The organism is Streptomyces sp. NPDC001604, assembly GCF_042893475.1.
Lineage (GTDB): Bacteria > Actinomycetota > Actinomycetes > Streptomycetales > Streptomycetaceae > Streptomyces.
The window spans coordinates 183929-200668 of the sequence record NZ_JBIAUY010000020.1 but is presented as its reverse complement, the minus strand read 5'-3'; the positions used below and the strand labels follow the sequence as shown (position 1 = coordinate 200668).

The window sequence follows — 16740 nt, the reverse complement described above, 5'->3', positions numbered from 1 at the left end:
TTGGGGGGATGGGGCGCCCTGGCGGGGTTTTTTTTCCAAATGGCGGGGGCTACGCCCCCGGGGGTGCTGCTCCCTAAATAAAAACACCCGATTTTGGGGGGGGGCCCCCCCCCCCGCCGCGCCCCCCCCCCGACCCCCCACCCGCCGGCGGAAGTTGTTCCTCAGCCATGCGCCTGTATCTGCTTGCCCTCAATCCGACCGACTCCGTCTCCGAGGGCTTCCTGCCCGCCGCCGCCCGGCTGGGCCTGGATATCACCGTCCTCACCGACCAGCCCGACGCCCACCGCCGCGCCCACCCGGAGACCGAGGTCCTGGAGTGCGACGTCCGCGACCACCGGGCGGTCATCACCCGCATCTCGACGCACCACCGTCCCGACGCCGTCTTCACCAACAGCGACCACCTCCAGGCCCAGGCCGCCCTCGCCGCCGAGTACTTCGGCCTGCCCGCCAAGGACTGGCGGGCCGCGCTCGCCACCAAGGACAAGGCGGAGATGCGGCGCCGGCTAGCCGCCGCCGGCGTGGACACGGTCTGGTCGGCCGAGCTCACCGAGCCGGTCGCGCCGGACGACGCGCCGTATCCGTGCGTGCTCAAGCCCCGCGAGGGCGTGGCCAGCGAGGACGTCGTCCTGGTCGACGACGCCGAGCAACTCACCACGCACGCCAAGGACATCCTTCAGCGCCGCCCCGGAGCCGTCCTGCTCGTCGAGGAGTACCTCCCCGGCGAGCTGTACACCCTGGAGACGCTCGGTGACGGGCATGTCCGCCATGTGCTGGGCGGGTTCCACACCGAGCTGTCGACCCCGCCGTACTTCATCGAGGAGCGACTCACCTTCGTCCCCGCCCACCCCGAGGCGGTCGTCGCGCAGGTTCTCGCTCAGCTGGACGCCCTGGGCGTCGGTTTCGGAGCCTGCCACACCGAGTTCGTGGTGCACGCGGGCCGCGCCAGGATCATCGAGGTCAACTACCGTGCCATCGGCGACCAGTGCGATCTGCTGCTGGCCCGGCTGCTGGAGATACCGCTCTTCGAGCTGATCCTCCGCGCCCACCTGGGCGAGCGTCTCCCCGCCGACCTCGGGGCCCGCCGCGACGGCGCCGCGCGCCTGGACTACCCGTGCGCCGACCGCTCCGGAACCCTGACCGAGGCTCCCCCCGCCCAGGAACTGACCACCGACGGCGTGCATCTGACGTACCGTCCGCTGCGGCCGGTGGGCGAGCGGCACGAGCTCTACCGCACCAACCGCGACTACCTCGGGGTCCTGCGGGCCGTCGGCACCGACCAGACGACGGTGGACCGGGTGTCGGCCGACTTCCTGGCCGCGCATCGCTGGGAGATCCAGCCGTGACCGCGCCGACCGTGACGGACACCTGCGAGGCGGAGCTGCTCACCCGCGTGCTCAGCGCCCTGCTGCGGGAGGACGTGATCGGGCTGCGCAGCCGCAGCACGCTCGTGCACCGGGCTGACGGCGACTGGCTGCGGCTGCCCACCACCGAGGACGCCTTGCTGCTGCCCGTCACCGAGGACGGCTACCAGTGCGAGCACCGCGCCCGGCTGCCCCTGCTCATGCGCGAGTCGGACGGCTCCGAGCTGACCTCGTACGAGACCGTGCTCGGCGCGCTGCGTGAGCTCGCCGAGCCCGTGGACCGCGACGGCTTCGACGCGTTCGCCGAGGAGTGCCGTCAGACGCTGGACACGCTGCGGCTGCACGCGCGAACCCAGGACGAGGTCGGCCGGCGGCTCATCGACCGGTACGGGCACGATCCGGCACGCTGGACGGGTCTGGCGTACGACACCCTGGCGGCCCGCCTCGACCATCCCGTCTACCCGACCGCGCGCGGCCGCTCCGGCCTGTCCGAGGAGCAACTGCGGACGTACGCACCGGAGTTCCATCCCCGTTTGGCCCTGCGCTGGCTCGCCGTGCCGCGTGAGGCGGTGACCCTGACCGGCCCGCTCCCGGAGCTGTGGCCCTCGCCCGCGCGGCTCGGCCTGCCCGAGGTGGAGCAGACCCATGTGGCGCTGCCCGTCCACCCGTTGACCGTGGGCGCGCCGCTCGACGAGGCGCTGCGCACCACCGGTCTCGCCGGTCGTGCGCTGCTCGCCGAGCAGGCTCATCTCGAAGTCGTGCCGACGCTCTCGATGCGCACGGTCGCGGTGGCCGAGGATCCGTCCCTGCACCTCAAACTCCCCCTGGCGACAGCCACGTTGGGCCTGCGCAACAAGCGCTCCATCAAGCCCGGCACACTCGTCGACGGGGCTGCGGGGCAACGGCTGGTGGAGGCGGTGATCGCGCGCGAGCCGCGTTTCCGGGACACGATCCTGCACGCCGACGAGAGCACGTATGCGCATGCCGGGCACGAACTGCTGGCGGTTCTCTGCCGCCGCTTCCCGGCCGGTCTCGAGGACTCCGTGGTCGTTCCGCTGGCCGCACTCCTCGCCGAGGCGCCCGGCGGACGACTGGTCCTCGACCACCTGGCCGACCGCTTCTACGGCGGCGATCCACTGGCCCTGCTGGACGCCTGCCTGTCGTTGCTGTTCGACTGGCAGACCACCCTGTTCGGCTACGGCATCGCGCTGGAGTCGCACCAGCAGAACGTCTCGCTGGTGCTCGGGCCGGGCGGTCTGCGGTTGCTGTTCAAGGACAACGACGGGCCCCGCATCAACACCTCGCGCCTTGCGGCCGCGCTGCCCGGGCCGTGGGGTTTCGACGACCCGCGGACCTTCACCGCCGAGGACGGGCCGGTCGCCGACGTGTTCGCCACCATCACGGTCCATCTGTGTGCGGGAGCCTACGCGTTCGGGCTCCCCAAGCACCGGGACGCACTGCTGGCGCTCGTACGCGAGCGGCTCGCGGAGGCCGTCGACCGGCTCGGCGGTGACGCGGGCGCCACCCTGCGGGCGCAGGTCCTCGATGCACCGCGGTTGCCGGTCAAGGCCATGGTCACGGCCGGCACGCTGCTCAGCAAGGAGCGCTCGGGCGCCGCTGACGTCAACAAGCACTACACGAGCGGCCCCAACTACCTGCTGCCCGACGGGGGGTGCGCATGAGCACCGAGACGCTGCGGATGCCGGGTACGGCGTTCACCCGCGGCCATGTGCACGCGGTCGCGGGCTGCTACTTCGTGGCGTCGTTCGCGGCGCTCGGGCTGCCGCCGTATCTCACCGAGATCCTCCCGGAGCTGGGTGACCGCCACGCCCGCTGGGCGGGGGTGCTGTACGTCGTGCCGACCGTGTTCGGTGCGCTGGGCGCCCCGCTGTGGGGACGACTCGCCGACCGCTACGGCCGCAAACGGCTGCTGCTGCGCGCCCAGTTGGGGCTCGCCGTGGCCTTCCTGCTCGCGGGCTGGGCGGACTCCCTGGCCACGTTCACCGTGGCGCTGGTGCTGCAGGGCATCCTGGGCGGCACGTTCGCCGCCTCCAACGGCTACCTGGGCGCAGCCCTGGAGGGCCCGGCCCTGTCCAAGGCGCTCACCTTGATGCAGGGCAGCGCGCGGGCGGCGCTGGTCGTGGCCCCCATCGTGGTCGGCTCCCTGTCGGGCTGGCTGTCACCGCACCGCCAGTACGCCCTGCTCGCCGTACTGCCGCTGACGGCCGCCCTGTTGCTGGCCGCACTGCCCGAACCCGAGCCTGCCGCACAGGAGTCGGAGAACGCCCCGGAGACGACTGCCGTACACGAGCCGCCGGTGATCTCGCTCAAGGCCCTGTACGCCCTGGAGTTCGCCTTCGTCTTCTCCACCGTCATCTCCTTTCCCTATCTGATCGCCCTCGTCGACGACCGCCTCCCGGGCACCTCGCCGACCCTGTCCGGCGTGCTGTTCGCCCTCCCCCACCTGTGCTATCTCGTCTCGGCACTGGCCGTGCACTCCGCCTTCCACAACCGCCCCCGCACCGGGATCGCGCTCGGGTTCGCCTGCATCGCGCTCGGGCTCGCCGGACACGGGGTCGCCGGCTCCCTGCCCACGTTGATCGCCGTACGGCTGCTGCTGGGCGCGGGCCTCACTCTCGGCCTGGTGTGCCTGTCGGTGCTGGCCGCCGACTGCGCCAAGGGCCGTGCGCCGGGCGGGATGTTCGGCTCGCTGGAGTTCTTCTCCAAGGCCGGCGCGGTCGCCGCCGGAGTGGCCGCGGCGGCGGGCAGCGCCCGCTTCGGCCCGGCCGCACCCGTGCTCATCGGCAGCGCGGCCGCCGCCGTCACCGTACTGGCCACCGCCCTCCCCCCGCTCACCCCCCGCACCCGCAGGAGCCGCTGATGCCCTCGCTGACCCGTCCCCAGACCCCGTCCGGGGGGCCCGCGATCTCGCTCTCCGGGAGTACCGCCGCGCCCGCCGGGCTCCCTTCCGCCGACGACGCCGTGGCCCACACGCTCCTCAACTGCCTGCTGCGCGAGGTGTCGGGCCCCGAGCACCAGTCGGTCGTCGCCGACGGCCGGCTGCTGCTGCGGCTGCCCCGTCGCGGAGTGCTGCTGCGGGTGGCGCTGCGCCGCACCTCGCTGCTGGGCGCGCACCGCTTCACCGGCCCCGTGAGCGAACAGGGCGAGGGCGGCTGGTCGGAGGTGGACTGGCGGCGGCTGGCCGAGTACACGCACGACGAGCTGTCACTGCGCACCGGCGTACGCAACGAGGAGTTCCTGGAGCAGATCGCCTCCAGCCACGACGCCATCACCACCGCGCTCGCCGCCAGACGCCCGACCCGCCTCCCCGAGGACCGGCTCTCCGCCTATCTGGCCTCCGAGCAGTCCCTGCTGTTCGGGCACCGCTTCCACCCCACGCCCAAGGCTCGCACCGGCGACCCGCACGCCTGGTCCGCGTACGCCCCCGAGGTCGGCGCCTCCTTCCCGCTGCGCCACCTCGCCGTCCGCGCCCACCTGATCGCCGAGGAGTCCGCGGACCCGTCGGCGGCCGCCCCGCTGGACGGGCTGCGCACGGACGTCCCCGAGGGCTACCGGCTGCTGCCCGCCCACCCCTGGCAGTACGAGACGCTCCGGGCCCACCCGGCCCTGCGCGCCGCCCTCGACCGCGGCGACATCCTCGACCTGGGCCCGGGCGGGCAGCCCTTCGCGGCCACCGCCTCGGTGCGCACCGTGTACGACGGGGAGACCTTCCTCAAGTTCAGCCTGAACGTCCGGATCACCAACTGCCTGCGAAAGAACAGCAGTTACGAGCTGTCCGGCGCCGTCGCCCTGACCCGACTGCTGGCCCCGGTACTCGCCGACCTGGCCGAGCGCTTCCCCGGCAGCTCGGTGCTGCGCGAGCCGGCGTACCGCGCGCTGGCCCTGCCCGGCCCGGACGGCACCCCCGACCGGGACCTGTTCGAGGGCTTCGGCGTCATCGTCCGCGAGGGCCTGCCGCGCCGCCTCGCCCCGGGCACGGTCCCCCTGCTCGCGGCGGCCGTCGCCGACGAGTACCCGACCGGCGCCGCCCATGTCTCCCGCCTCCTCGACGGAGCGGACGTACGCACCACCCTCGCCTGGTGGTCGACGTACCTCGACCTGCTCGTCCCACCCGTGCTGGCCGCGTACTTCGACCACGGCCTGGTCCTGGAACCCCATCTGCAGAACGTCCTGGTGTGCGTCGGCGCCGACGGCATGCCCGCGCAGGTCCTCTTCCGTGACCTGGAGGGCACCAAGCTGGTCCCCGACCACCACGCCCGGACGCTGGCCGCACTGCCACCCGACGTCGCGGGCCCGATGACGTACGACGCCCAGCGCGGCTGGGACCGGGTCGTGTACTGCCTGCTCGTCAACCACATCGCCGAGCTGCTGGCCGCCCTCGCCGATCTGCACCCGCAGGCCGAGGCGGCCCTGTGGGCCCGGGTGCGCGGCACGCTCCAGTCGTACGCCGACCGCCACGGCTGCCCGCCGAGGCTCGCCGCCCTGCTCGCCGGGGTGCCGCTGCCCGCCAAGGCCAACCTGCTGACCCGCTGGGAGCGCAAGGCCGACCGGGACGCCGGGTACGTCCGGCTGCCGTCCCCGCTCGCCGAGGACATCCTGCGCGACACGACCGGGAGCGCCCGATGACCGACCCGACGCCAGCGGTCCAGGAGCGCGTCCTGTCCCTGCCCGCCACCGAACTGCCCGCATACGTCTACGACTTGGCGGCGCTGCGTGCCCACGCCGCCGCGGTGCGGGCCGCACTGCCGGAGCGGGTCGAGGTGTACTACGCCGCCAAGGCCAATCCGGAGCCGGAGATCCTCGGCGCCCTCGGCCCGTACGTGGACGGCTACGAGGTCTCCTCGGGCGGTGAACTCACCCATGTGGCCAAGGCGGTGCCGGGCCGCCCGCTCGCCTTCGGCGGTCCCGGCAAGACACCGGACGAGGTGCGGGCCGCGCTGGAGCTCGGCGTCGAGCGTTTCCATGTGGAGAGCGAGTACGAGCTGCGCATGCTGGCCGAGCTGGCGCGGACGTGCGCGCCGGGGCGACGGGTGGCGGTGCTGGTCCGCGTCAATCTGCCGGTCGCGGACGGGGCACTGGCGGGCAGTTCGCTGGCGATGGGGGGCCGTCCGACGCCGTTCGGCCTGGACCCGGCGCAGGCCGTCGACGTCGTACGGGCGCTCGCCGACGGGAGGTACCCGCACCTCGAACTACGGGGTGTTCACGCGCACCTCGCCAGTGGCCTGGAGGCGGCGGAGCAGCTGACGGTGGCCGAAAGCGTCGTGTCCTGGGTGGCGGGTCTCGGTGTTCCGCTCGCCGAGGTCAACGTCGGCGGCGGGATGACCGTCGACTACACCGATCCGGAGCGCCGCTTCGACTGGGCCGCCTACGGCAGCGGACTCGCCCGTCTGACCGAGGCGCACCCCGAGCTGACCCTGCGCATCGAACCGGGGCGGGCACTGACGGCGTACTGCGGCTGGTACGCCACCGAGGTGCTGGACGTGAAGCGCAGCCACGGCGAGGAGTTCGCGGTGGTCCGGGGCGGCACGCACCACCTGCGGACCCCGGCGACGAAGGGGCACGACCAGCCCTGTTCCGTGCTGAAGGTGGACGCCTGGCCGCACCCGTGGCCGCGGTCGGCCGCCGAAGGTGACCAGGTCACGGTGGCGGGACAGCTGTGCACACCGAAGGACGTCCTGGCCCGCCGGGTCCCCGCGCCGGGGCTCAGGGCCGGCGACCGGGTGGTGTTCTCGCTCGCGGGCGCCTACGCGTGGAACATCTCGCACCACGACTTCCTGATGCACCCCCGGCCCGGTTTCCACTTCCTTCACCCTTCAACAGCAGGGTCGTGATCAGGTCACCGGCACAGCGAAAGGGCCGCCCGTCTCCGGGCGGCCCTTTCGCTGTGGGGGGGAACGTTCGATGCTGCGTCGGCGGGTTACAGGGCCCCCGGGAACCCGCTGGCGGCTCCCATGCGGGCGACCCGGTCCAGCTGCTCGAGGTTGTTGAGGCGGTTCAGGTTCCGCAGCTGCTGGGAGGGGCGCGGCACCTCGGCCCTGCGCTCCGCCGGGATGCCGCTCTGGGCGAGCGAGTCGAGCGTGGCGATCGGGTTGAGCTCGCTGGCGTCCTTGTTCTGGATGGTCGCGTCGGACGCACAGGCAAGCGGTGCGGCAAGGGCGGTGATTCCTGCGGCGAGACCAACGGCGGCGACGATACGTCGTGTTGAGATCATGCTTCCCACAACGCCGCCGGGCCCGCGGCGGTCACGGCCGCGCCCCGCCGCTCACCCGTCAGGGGCAGTGCTCCGGCTGCGCTTGCCGACGCTGCCGCAGCGGAGGAGCCTCATAGGAGGGGTCCTTCGCGGCCCGCAGCTCCTCGGGTCGCGGCCCTCGAAGGAGGTCATCATGGGCACCACGGCAACTCCCGGCTTCAGCGCGGACACCCTGCGCAAGGGGGTCGAAGGACACACGGCGGCGGATCTTCTGTCGCTCTACGCGGACGACGCGCAGATACGCATCGTGGACCGCAACACCCAGCCCAGCCAGCCCAAGGTCCTGCGCGGTCGCCAGGAGATCGGCGAAATGTTCGAGGACATCTACAGCCGCGACATGACGCACCACGTGGACCAGTGCATCGTTCAGGGTGACCACGCCGCCTACAGCCAGTCCTGCCAGTACGCGGACGGAACGCGTGTCCTGGCCGAGTCGATGATCACGCTGCGCGACGGCAAGATCGCCGAAGAGGTCCTGATCCAGGCGTGGGACGAGTAGGACGAGCAGGAGGCAGAATCGCGAGGGTCCAGATCACCTCCCGGTTGACCTGGACCTTCTCGGTCCGTGCGGCGCTCGGGCGGGTGCGTCCGGCCGGGCCTCGGACAGGTACGGCACAACGGCTGGCGTCGCTGGCTCTGCTGCGGTCGATGCTGAGAGCGAGGCGGTCCCGGGCGCTGCCTGCTGCGCGAAGGCGGCGCGGCCTGCACCGGTGAGCGGTTCCTGACCGCCGTGGCGGCTCGGCTAGTGTGAGGGCGGGCCGTGACTGGCGCTGAGGTGGAGCACCACCGGGGAGCGGCCACGCAGAGTCGATGCCGTGCGCCTGGGCACACGTCACCCCCTGCCCAGGAGTGGATCATGCCCCAGGCCCGGCTCATCGACGGCACCTCCCTTGCCCGGCGCATCGTCGAGGACACCGCCAAGCGGGCGGCCGACCTCACCGCACGGACCGGAACGGCGCCCTGCCTGGCGACGGTTCTGGTCGGCGAGGACCCTGCCTCCGTCACCTATGTCCGGATGAAGCGCAACCGCTGCCGCAAGGCCGGCATCGAGTCACGGCAGGTGGAACTTCCCGCCGCCACGACCACCGAGGAACTCGTCGGCGCGCTGCGTTCCCTGTCGGACGACCCGGGGGTGCACGGCATCCTGCTGCAGCACCCGATGGGCGAGCACATCGACGAGCGGGCCGCGTTCGAGGCGATCGCGCCCGAGAAGGACGTCGACGGTGTCACCTTCGCCTCGTTCGCGACGATGAGCTTCGGCCTGCCCGGCTTCGTGTCGTGCACGCCGGGCGGCATCATGCGGCTGCTCGACGAGTACGGCGTCGACCCGTCCGGGAAGCGGGCCGTGGTCGTGGGCCGCAGCGCCATCCTCGGCAAGCCGGCCGGCATGCTGCTGCTCGCCCGCGACGCGACGGTGACGTACTGCCACTCCCGTACCCGGGACCTGTCCTCGGTGGTGCGGGAGGCGGACATCGTGGTCGCCGCCGTGGGGCGGCCGCGGTTGATCCGGGGCGAGGACATCAAGCCCGGCGCGGTCGTGATCGACGCCGGCTACAACCCGGGAAACGTCGGCGACGTCGACTTCGGCTCCGCCGTGGAGCGGGCCGGTCTGATCACTCCGGTGCCGGGCGGTGTCGGTCCGATGACGATCGCCACGCTGCTGGAGCAGACCGTGGAGGCCGCCGCCCGGCAGCTCGGGGTGTGATCAGGGCATCCAGGCGCTGTAGTCCATGACGTCGCCGGCCTTGACGCCGTACTGCCGCTCCGCCCTGGTGAAGACGGTCTCCAGGCCCAGGACCGCACCGGTGGACGGCTGCATGATCAGCATCCGCCGGTAGCCGGCGCCCTCGTACTCGTACGCCTGGCCGCGGCGCCCGAGCCGGTCCGTGACCTGGCCGACCGGCCGCAGCCCCTCGGTGCCCGCGAGGAGCCGGGCCAGCGCCGCGGACTCGCGGGCGCCGAGGGTCCAGTGGTCGAGCAACACCCCGACGGCGTCGAGGAGTTCCGGGGTCGTCAGCTTGGTTCGGGTGTACGAGGCCTCCTGGAGATAGGCCCGCAGCAGCGCCGTGTCGTTCGGCGGGGGTGACTCGGGCGGGGCGTCGCTCCAGCTGGGCGGAAACGTCTGGCTGCTGATGACATGGCCGTCCTCGACCAGGTGCGGATCACCCCCGTCGTCTCGCAGGACCGGCCGGCCGGGGTGGCGTGGGTCGGTCGCCACCACGAGCTCGGTGTGGCTGCCGTCGGCCTTCCAGCGCACGACGCGCTCCTCGGGGAGCGTGATCGGGGGCTTGTCGTCGCTCATGCCGAGGCTCCAGGACTGCACATGCGTGCCCTTGCGCAGCTTCGGCGCATCCTCCGCCGTGGCCTGCCGCTCTGCCCGGTCGGCCAGTACCCGAAGGGGCACGGGGGTGGAGTCCGCCTGGACGACGAGCGGGCGGGGCGCGGCAATCGCGGGGGTGGCGCCGGGGCCGCTGAACAGCAGCGTCAGCGCGGTCGCGGCGACGACGGCGGTGGCGGCGAGACCCCAGACGAGCCGGGTGCGGCGGCGGCCCGTGGGGCGTTGGTGCAGCAGCCGGTTGAGCCGTCGTTCGGCGTCGTGGTCGAGAGGGCCGTCACCGTAGTGGGGGCCGTCCACCGGCACCGGGTTGGCGCGGCGCAGGAGTTCGAGTTCGTCAGCCATGGCCGTGTTCCTTCGAGGGGGTCGCGTCGGCGGAGGGCGCGGTGGGGCGCAGAGGACCCATGCGGTCTATCTCGGCTCTCAGCCGGCGCCGGGCACGGTGCAGCCGCATCGATGCGGCCCTCGTTCCGCAGCCGAGGGCGACGGCGACCTCGTCGATGCCCAGTTCCTCCCATGCCGTCAGGCGCAGCACCTCCTGGTCGGCCTCGGACAGCCGGGCCAGCGCCTCGTGCACCCAGCCGCCCGGTGTCTCCGCATCGGGGCTCGCCACGATCTGCCGGCCGTGCGCGGTCTCGTCGTTGCCCAGGCGGTCGACGAGCCGGCGGCGCCGCCCGTAGCCGCGTACCGCGTTCGCCAGGCAGTTGCGGGCCACGCCGTACAGCCAGGGCAGTGGGGATCCCGGCAGGTCGGCCCGGCGTCGCCAGGCGACCGTGAACACCTCCGCCACCACTTCCTCCACCTCGCTGGTCCGCCCGTCCAGTCGCCGCGCAACATAGCGGCTGACCGCCCAGTAGTGCTCGCGATAGGCAGCGGCGAAGATCTCGTCGTTGCTCATGTCCCGTTCGTGTCCGGCACCATCCGGATCGTCACACCCGTTTCCGTGATTCTCCTCGCGTCACCCGAGTGTGACCGGCGGGCCCGGATCGGACACAGGCGGGGCATGAGGCACCTCAAGTGGCTGACGACCACTGATCACAAGACGATCGGAACGCTGTATCTGGTCACGTCGTTCGCGTTCTTCCTGATCGGCGGCGTGATGGCGCTGCTGATGCGCGCCGAGCTGGCCCGTCCGGGTCTGCAGATCATGTCGAACGAGCAGTTCAACCAGGCGTTCACGATGCACGGCACGATCATGCTGCTGATGTTCGCGACGCCGCTGTTCGCGGGCTTCGCCAACTGGATCATGCCGCTGCAGATCGGCGCCCCGGATGTGGCGTTCCCGCGGCTGAACATGCTCGCGTACTGGCTCTATCTCTTCGGCTCGACCATCGCGGTGGGCGGCTTCCTCACCCCGCAGGGTGCGGCCGACTTCGGCTGGTTCGCCTACTCCCCGCTGTCGGACGCGGTCCGCAGCCCGGGCGTCGGCGCCGACCTGTGGATCATGGGTCTGGCCTTCTCCGGCTTCGGCACCATCCTCGGTGCGGTCAACTTCATCACCACCATCATCTGCATGCGCGCGCCGGGCATGACCATGTTCCGCATGCCGATCTTCACATGGAACGTGCTGCTGACCGGCGTTCTCGTGCTCCTGGCCTTCCCGGTGCTGGCCGCGGCCCTGTTCGCGCTGGAGGCGGATCGCAAATTCGGTGCGCATGTCTTCGACGCGGCCAACGGCGGTGCCTTGCTCTGGCAACACCTCTTCTGGTTCTTCGGCCATCCGGAGGTGTACATCATCGCGCTGCCGTTCTTCGGCATCATCTCCGAGGTCATCCCGGTCTTCTCCCGCAAGCCGATGTTCGGCTACATGGGCCTGATCGGCGCGACCATCGCCATCGCGGGCCTGTCCGTGACCGTGTGGGCCCACCACATGTACGTCACCGGCGGTGTGCTGCTCCCGTTCTTCTCCTTCATGACGTTCCTCATCGCCGTACCGACCGGCGTGAAGTTCTTCAACTGGATCGGAACGATGTGGAAGGGGTCCCTGTCCTTCGAGACCCCGATGCTCTGGGCGACCGGCTTTCTGATCACGTTCGTCTTCGGCGGTCTGACCGGCGTGATGCTCGCCTCGCCACCGCTGGACTTCCCGACCTCCGACACCTACTTCGTCGTCGCCCATTTCCACTACGTCATCTTCGGCACCGTCGTCTTCGCAATGTTCTCCGGCTTCCACTTCTGGTGGCCCAAGTTCACCGGCAGGATGCTCGACGAGCGCCTGGGGAAAATCACCTTCTGGACGCTGTTCGTCGGCTTCCACGGCACCTTCCTGGTCCAGCACTGGCTGGGGGTGAACGGAATGCAGCGGCGGATTCCGGACTATCTGGCGGTGGAGGGCCTGACGACGCTCAACACGGTGTCGACGATCTTCTCGTTCCTCCTCGGAATGTCGTTCCTGCCGTTCTTCTACAACGTCTGGAAGACCGCGCAGTACGGCAAGAAGGTGGAGGTCGACGACCCGTGGGGCTACGGCCGCTCCCTGGAGTGGGCGACGTCCTGCCCGCCCCCGCGGCACAACTTCACCTCTCTCCCCCGAATCCGCAGCGAATCCCCGGCGTTCGACCTGCACCACCTTCAGGATCCGGCACCGCAGAGGGAGTTGACCGCCCCATGAGCAGTGACGACGCGCATGTGCTCCTCAACGAGATCGAGGGGCACCTGCTGATCGCCGCCGCCCGCGAGGAGGGCCGTACGGCCGCCGCACGTTTCAGCGCCCCCTTCGACTGGTTGACGCAGGCCCAGCGGGAGGAGGTGGAGCGCCGGTTCGAGGCGGAGTACCTCGCGGTCGCCCGCAGCTCGTGGCAGCACACCGCGGAGCGTGCCCACGAGCTGCGGGAGGAGTACGAGGGCGCCTACCGCGACCTGCGGCGCCGCCTGCTGGCCGGCTGGCTCCTGGCGTGCGCCGCGGTCGTGGCAGTGGGCGTCCTGCTGCTGCCGTTCGCCTAGGCCGGGCCTACGACAGCGTCCACTTCTGGTTGTCGCCCGTGCCGCAGGACCACAGCACGATGGAGGTGCCGTTGGCCGTGCCGTTGTTGTAGGCGTCGAGACAGAGGCCGGCGTTGACGTTGGTGATGGTGCCGTCGCTGTTGACGTTCCACTTCTGGTTGTTCTGGCCGTTGCAGTCCCATATGACGACCTTGGTGCCGTTGGTCGTGCCCTGGTTGTAGGCGTCCAGGCACTTGTTGCCGTACACCACGAGTTCCTTGCGGGAGGTGTACGTCCAGGCCTGGTTCTGGCCACCGTTGCAGTCCCACAGCTCGCCCTGGGTGCCGTTGGTGATCGTGTTGTTGTAGATGTCCAGGCAGCGTCCGGACTGCTTGCCGACGACCTGGGAGCCGTTGGCGCCCGGCAGGGGTCTGACGGTGATCGAGTCGAGGGGCGGGGCGCCGGAGAAGGTGAGCGAGTTGGCGGACCCCTTGGACAGACCGACCTGGACCGAGATGGTGCCCGGGCCGGCGCCCGTCGGCGGGAAGGAGACCGTGGTGGCCACCTGGCCGTTGACCTTGAGGGTGCCGGTGCGGGCCGTGGAGGTGTTGTTGGTGTACGACACGTCGACGACCTTGATGCCGGTGCTCCCGGCGGCCACGCCCGAGAAGCCCGAGGTACCGGTGTACGAGCTGCCGGCCGCCTCCGTCCCGCCGGTGACCGTCAGCATCACCGAGCCGCCCGCCGGAACGCTGGTGGTGTAACCGGTGCCGTAGGTACCGACATCGGCGCGCGCCCACAGGTCCCGCACGGTTGCGGACGCGTTCGTCAGACCGAGGTCGGACCAGCGGGCGGTGATGTTCTGGGCGGAGGAGGTGCGGTTGAGGAGGACGACGGCACGGTTGCCGGTGCCGGAGAGGACCTTGCCGTACACCTGCAGGCCGGTCGTGTCCTCGGCGACCTTCACGCCCTGGAGGCCGCGCGGGTCCAGGTCGACGGCGATGACCTCGGGGTTCTTGAGGATGCCGGCGGTCTCCGATGTCATCGTGGCGAGGTTGTTGCCGGCCAGGAGCGGCGCTCCGGAGATGGCCCACAGGTTCATATGGGTGCGGTTCTGGGCGGCGGTGAAGCCGTCCATGCCGACCATCAGCATGTCCGGGTCGTTGTAGTAGCCGGTGTGCTGGGCGGTGGGGTGCAGGGCCTGGTCGAAGTTGGACATCAGGTTCGTCATCGACGGCGAGTTCCCGTAGTAGATGATGTCCGTGCTGGTGCGCCACATCGGGGCCTGGCCCGGCGCCCAGTTCCAGGGGTTCTGCTTGCCCCAGTTGCAGATGGAGAGGGTGAGCGGCCGGCCGGTGGTGGCCGTCGCCTTGGCGACCGCGTCGCTGATCGACTGGTACGCCGTCGCCGCGTCGAGTCCCTCGACGTCTCCACCGCACCAGTCGACCTTGACGAAGTCGAAGCCCCACTTGGAGAACTGCAGCATGTCCTGGTCGTAGTGGCCCTCGCTGCCGGTGTTCGGGGCGACGGGGCGGCCCGTCGGGTAGTAGTAGCCGCAGCCGTTCCTGCCGGCGTCGGTGTAGATACCGGCCTTGAGGCCCTTGCTGTGGATGTAGTCGGCGATGGCGCTCATCCCGCCGGGCCACTCACCGGTGTCGACGGTGATGTTGCCGGCGCTGTCGCGGGTGCCCTGCCACCAGCCCTCGTCGATGTTGATGTACTTGTAGCCGGCCGCCGGCAGCCCCGCCGCGACGAAGGCGTCGACCTGCTGCTTGATGACGTTGTAGTCGATCTTGGCGGCGAAGCTGTTCCAGGAGGCCCAGCCCATCGGGGCGGTGGGCACGGCCATCTGACGGGTCGTCGCGGCCTGGGCGGGGGCGGGTGCCGCGAACAGGAGTGCGGCGGCCGCGGTGACGGCGAGGGCGAGGAGGCGTACGGCGGCGGCTCTGCAGCGGGCTGCGAGACCTCTGCGGGTCGAGCGCGGAGGAGGGTACATGCGGCTCCATTCATTCGACATATCGAACGAGGATCGATGTTCCGAACGCGTTGCGCGCCGAAAGTAGAGCCACCGCAAGCGTCAAGTCAACGGAAGCGACAAGCGTGAACTCGCCTGTCTCGACGGGGCGTTCTCGCTGAAAGGGGTGTGCCGGCGCCATACTGGCCGTCGTGCGCATCGCGATCATGACGGCGGGATCCCGGGGCGACGTCGCTCCGTACACCGGACTCGGACACGGGCTCTCCCGCGCCGGGCACGACGTCACCCTGGTGACGCACGCCCGTTTCGAGCCGCTCGTGGCCGGGTCGAAGGTGCGTTTCCATCCGCTGCCCGTCGACCCGCTGGCGGAGCTGGAGTCCTCGCGGGGGCGCGGGCTGCATCGCAGTGCGACCGGCGTGGGCAAGCTGGTGCGGGTGGTCGCGATGGCGCGGGCGCTGGTCGGCAGGATGACGGACGATCTGGTGGCGGCCGCCCGGTCAGGCGACATGCTGCTGCTGTCCGGTTCGGTGGGTCCGCTGGGACACACCATCGCGGAGGGGCTGTCGCTGCCCTCCCTGGACGTGCCCCTTCAACCTCTCGCTCCGACACGGGAGTTCGGGCCGCCGATGCTGGGGGCCCGCTCGCTGGGCGCGGTGGGCAACCGGATCGCCGGGCACGGGGTCGGCCTGGCCGTGGAACAGGTCTTCGCCGGGGCGCTGCCTGCGGTACGGCAGCGGCTGGGGCTGCCCCGGATGAGTGTCGCCGCGGCCTGGCGGGCGCGGGAGCGGCAGGGGCGGCCGGTGCTGCACGGATTCAGCCCGCTGGTGGTGCCGCGGCCGGACGACTGGCGGCCGGGCCTGTCGGTGACCGGATACTGGTGGCCGTACGATGCAGAACCTCAACTCCCTGGTCTTGTAAGGGACTTCCTCGACGCGGGGCCGCCGCCCGTGTTCGTGGGCCTGGGCAGCGCGACCGTGCCCGATCCCGAGCGGCTCAGCGCCTGCATCGTGCGCGCCCTGCGCCGGGCCGGGCTGCGCGGAGTGATCCAGCGCGGCTGGGCCGGCCTGGAGGCCTCGGAAGACGACATGCTGGGCGTGGACGAGGTCCCGCACTCCGTGCTCTTCCCCCGCATGGCCGCCGTGGTCCACCACGCGGGGGCGGGCACGACGGCGGCGGGTCTGCGCGCCGGGGTGCCGGCCGTGCCGGTGCCGATCCAGTTCGACGAGGGCTTCTGGTCCGCCCGCCTGGTCTCACTGGGCGTCGCCCCCCGCACGCTGCCGCTGCGCCGCCTCACCCCCGACACGCTGGCCACGGCGCTGATGCGGGCCACCAGGGACCCGGCTTTCGCCCGGCGCGCCGAGACGCTCGGGGCACGCATCCGCGGCGAGGACGGGGTGGCTCCGGTGCTGGCGGCAGTGGACCGGTGGGGTGGCTAGGAGGCCAGGGGCGCCCTCCGCGCGGACGGCGGGGTAAGTCTCGCTCATGACCTTCAAGAGTCCCGTTCAGCGCGGTGGCCCGCGGCGCGGCCGGTTCGATCAATTCGCCGAATACGCCTCCAATTTCACCAGCTCCCCGCTCTTCTTCCTGGTCTGTCTGACGCTCATCGCCTTCTTCGTGGCCTCCCATCTGGCGCATCTGAGAATCGAGCTGCTCCTGCTCGCGAGCGGGTCCATGACCGCGGTGACCCTGCTGCTCCTGGCGCTGTTGAAGAACGCCGAGATGCGCGCCGAGCACGCGGTCCAGCGCAAGCTCGACGCGATCGCCGCCGCCCTGCTCGAAGGGCACCGCGGCGACCACAGTGAGGCGTTCGAGGACCTGAGGAATGCGATCCGGATGGAGGAAGAGACCTGACACCGGACCACGAAACGCCGCCGCG

At 71.2% G+C, this 16740-nt stretch carries 15 protein-coding genes and 1 riboswitch; of the genes, 11 read left to right on the top strand and 4 right to left on the bottom strand.

All coding sequences use genetic code 11. The annotated features are described in order from the left end of the window. Positions 1–167: 167 nt before the first annotated feature. The 5 genes from ACFY1E_RS39250 to ACFY1E_RS39230 are packed head-to-tail and all read left to right on the top strand — an operon-like array spanning position 168 to position 7213. Positions 168–1343: an acetyl-CoA carboxylase biotin carboxylase subunit family protein gene (locus ACFY1E_RS39250; RefSeq protein WP_389085103.1), complete on the top strand. Its 1176-nt coding sequence runs from the start codon at positions 168–170 to the stop codon at positions 1341–1343. Continuing rightward, a complete protein-coding gene (locus tag ACFY1E_RS39245; RefSeq protein ID WP_389085101.1) occupies positions 1340–3043 on the top strand; it encodes an IucA/IucC family protein in 1704 nt (567 codons plus the stop codon). Before ACFY1E_RS39250 ends, ACFY1E_RS39245 begins: the two co-directional genes overlap by 4 nt. Continuing rightward, entirely contained in the window at positions 3040–4242 is a 1203-nt protein-coding gene (locus ACFY1E_RS39240) for an MFS transporter (RefSeq protein ID WP_389085098.1), read from the top strand. The genes ACFY1E_RS39245 and ACFY1E_RS39240 overlap by 4 nt, the downstream gene beginning before the upstream one ends. Beyond that, positions 4242–6008: an IucA/IucC family protein gene (locus ACFY1E_RS39235; protein WP_389085096.1), complete on the top strand. Its 1767-nt coding sequence runs from the start codon at positions 4242–4244 to the stop codon at positions 6006–6008. The genes ACFY1E_RS39240 and ACFY1E_RS39235 overlap by 1 nt, the downstream gene beginning before the upstream one ends. Beyond that, positions 6005–7213, top strand: a complete 1209-nt coding sequence (locus ACFY1E_RS39230) for a type III PLP-dependent enzyme (protein ID WP_389085094.1) — start codon at positions 6005–6007, stop codon at positions 7211–7213. The genes ACFY1E_RS39235 and ACFY1E_RS39230 overlap by 4 nt, the downstream gene beginning before the upstream one ends. Before the next feature lie 86 nt (positions 7214–7299). On the opposite strand, the gene ACFY1E_RS39225 is transcribed toward ACFY1E_RS39230, so the two are convergent. Beyond that, positions 7300–7593, bottom strand: coding sequence for a hypothetical protein (locus tag ACFY1E_RS39225; protein WP_389085092.1), 294 nt, complete (start codon positions 7591–7593; stop codon positions 7300–7302). 172 nt (positions 7594–7765) lie between these two features. On the opposite strand from ACFY1E_RS39225, the gene ACFY1E_RS39220 reads away from it, so the two are divergent. Together ACFY1E_RS39220 and ACFY1E_RS39215 are read left to right on the top strand one after the other, a co-directional pair. Next, a complete protein-coding gene (locus ACFY1E_RS39220) occupies positions 7766–8131 on the top strand; it encodes a nuclear transport factor 2 family protein (protein ID WP_389085089.1) in 366 nt (121 codons plus the stop codon). Between the two features lie 251 nt (positions 8132–8382). Then, positions 8383–8466: riboswitch (ZMP/ZTP riboswitch) on the top strand. Positions 8467–8488: 22 nt separating this feature from the next. Then, on the top strand, positions 8489–9337 hold the full coding sequence (locus tag ACFY1E_RS39215) for a bifunctional 5,10-methylenetetrahydrofolate dehydrogenase/5,10-methenyltetrahydrofolate cyclohydrolase (protein WP_389085087.1): 849 nt from the start codon (positions 8489–8491) through the stop codon (positions 9335–9337). Here the strand turns inward: ACFY1E_RS39215 and ACFY1E_RS39210 are convergent, their stop codons facing one another. Next, the gene (locus ACFY1E_RS39210; protein ID WP_389085084.1) at positions 9338–10312 is read right to left on the bottom strand and encodes a CU044_5270 family protein; all 975 of its coding nucleotides are present in this window, start codon (positions 10310–10312) and stop codon (positions 9338–9340) included. Continuing rightward, positions 10305–10865 (bottom strand): RNA polymerase sigma factor, encoded by a 561-nt coding sequence (locus ACFY1E_RS39205; RefSeq protein ID WP_389085082.1) that lies wholly within the window; start codon positions 10863–10865, stop codon positions 10305–10307. The genes ACFY1E_RS39210 and ACFY1E_RS39205 overlap by 8 nt, the downstream gene beginning before the upstream one ends. Before the next feature lie 105 nt (positions 10866–10970). Here ACFY1E_RS39205 and ctaD point away from each other — a divergent pair, with 105 nt between their 5' ends. Together ctaD and ACFY1E_RS39195 are read left to right on the top strand one after the other, a co-directional pair. After that, positions 10971–12578: a cytochrome c oxidase subunit I gene (gene ctaD, locus ACFY1E_RS39200; protein ID WP_389085079.1), complete on the top strand. Its 1608-nt coding sequence runs from the start codon at positions 10971–10973 to the stop codon at positions 12576–12578. Further along, entirely contained in the window at positions 12575–12910 is a 336-nt protein-coding gene (locus ACFY1E_RS39195; protein ID WP_389085077.1) for a hypothetical protein, read from the top strand. Before ctaD ends, ACFY1E_RS39195 begins: the two co-directional genes overlap by 4 nt. Positions 12911–12917: 7 nt before the next feature. Here ACFY1E_RS39195 and ACFY1E_RS39190 read toward each other — a convergent pair whose 3' ends face one another. Next, the gene (locus tag ACFY1E_RS39190; protein ID WP_389085074.1) at positions 12918–14885 is read right to left on the bottom strand and encodes an RICIN domain-containing protein; all 1968 of its coding nucleotides are present in this window, start codon (positions 14883–14885) and stop codon (positions 12918–12920) included. Between the two features lie 185 nt (positions 14886–15070). Between ACFY1E_RS39190 and ACFY1E_RS39185 the strand changes: the two genes are divergently transcribed. Further along, positions 15071–16300 (top strand): glycosyltransferase, encoded by a 1230-nt coding sequence (locus ACFY1E_RS39185; RefSeq protein WP_389085127.1) that lies wholly within the window; start codon positions 15071–15073, stop codon positions 16298–16300. Between the two features lie 46 nt (positions 16301–16346). Then, positions 16347–16715: a low affinity iron permease family protein gene (locus tag ACFY1E_RS39180; RefSeq protein WP_389085072.1), complete on the top strand. Its 369-nt coding sequence runs from the start codon at positions 16347–16349 to the stop codon at positions 16713–16715. The last annotated feature ends 25 nt before the right edge of the window (positions 16716–16740 follow it).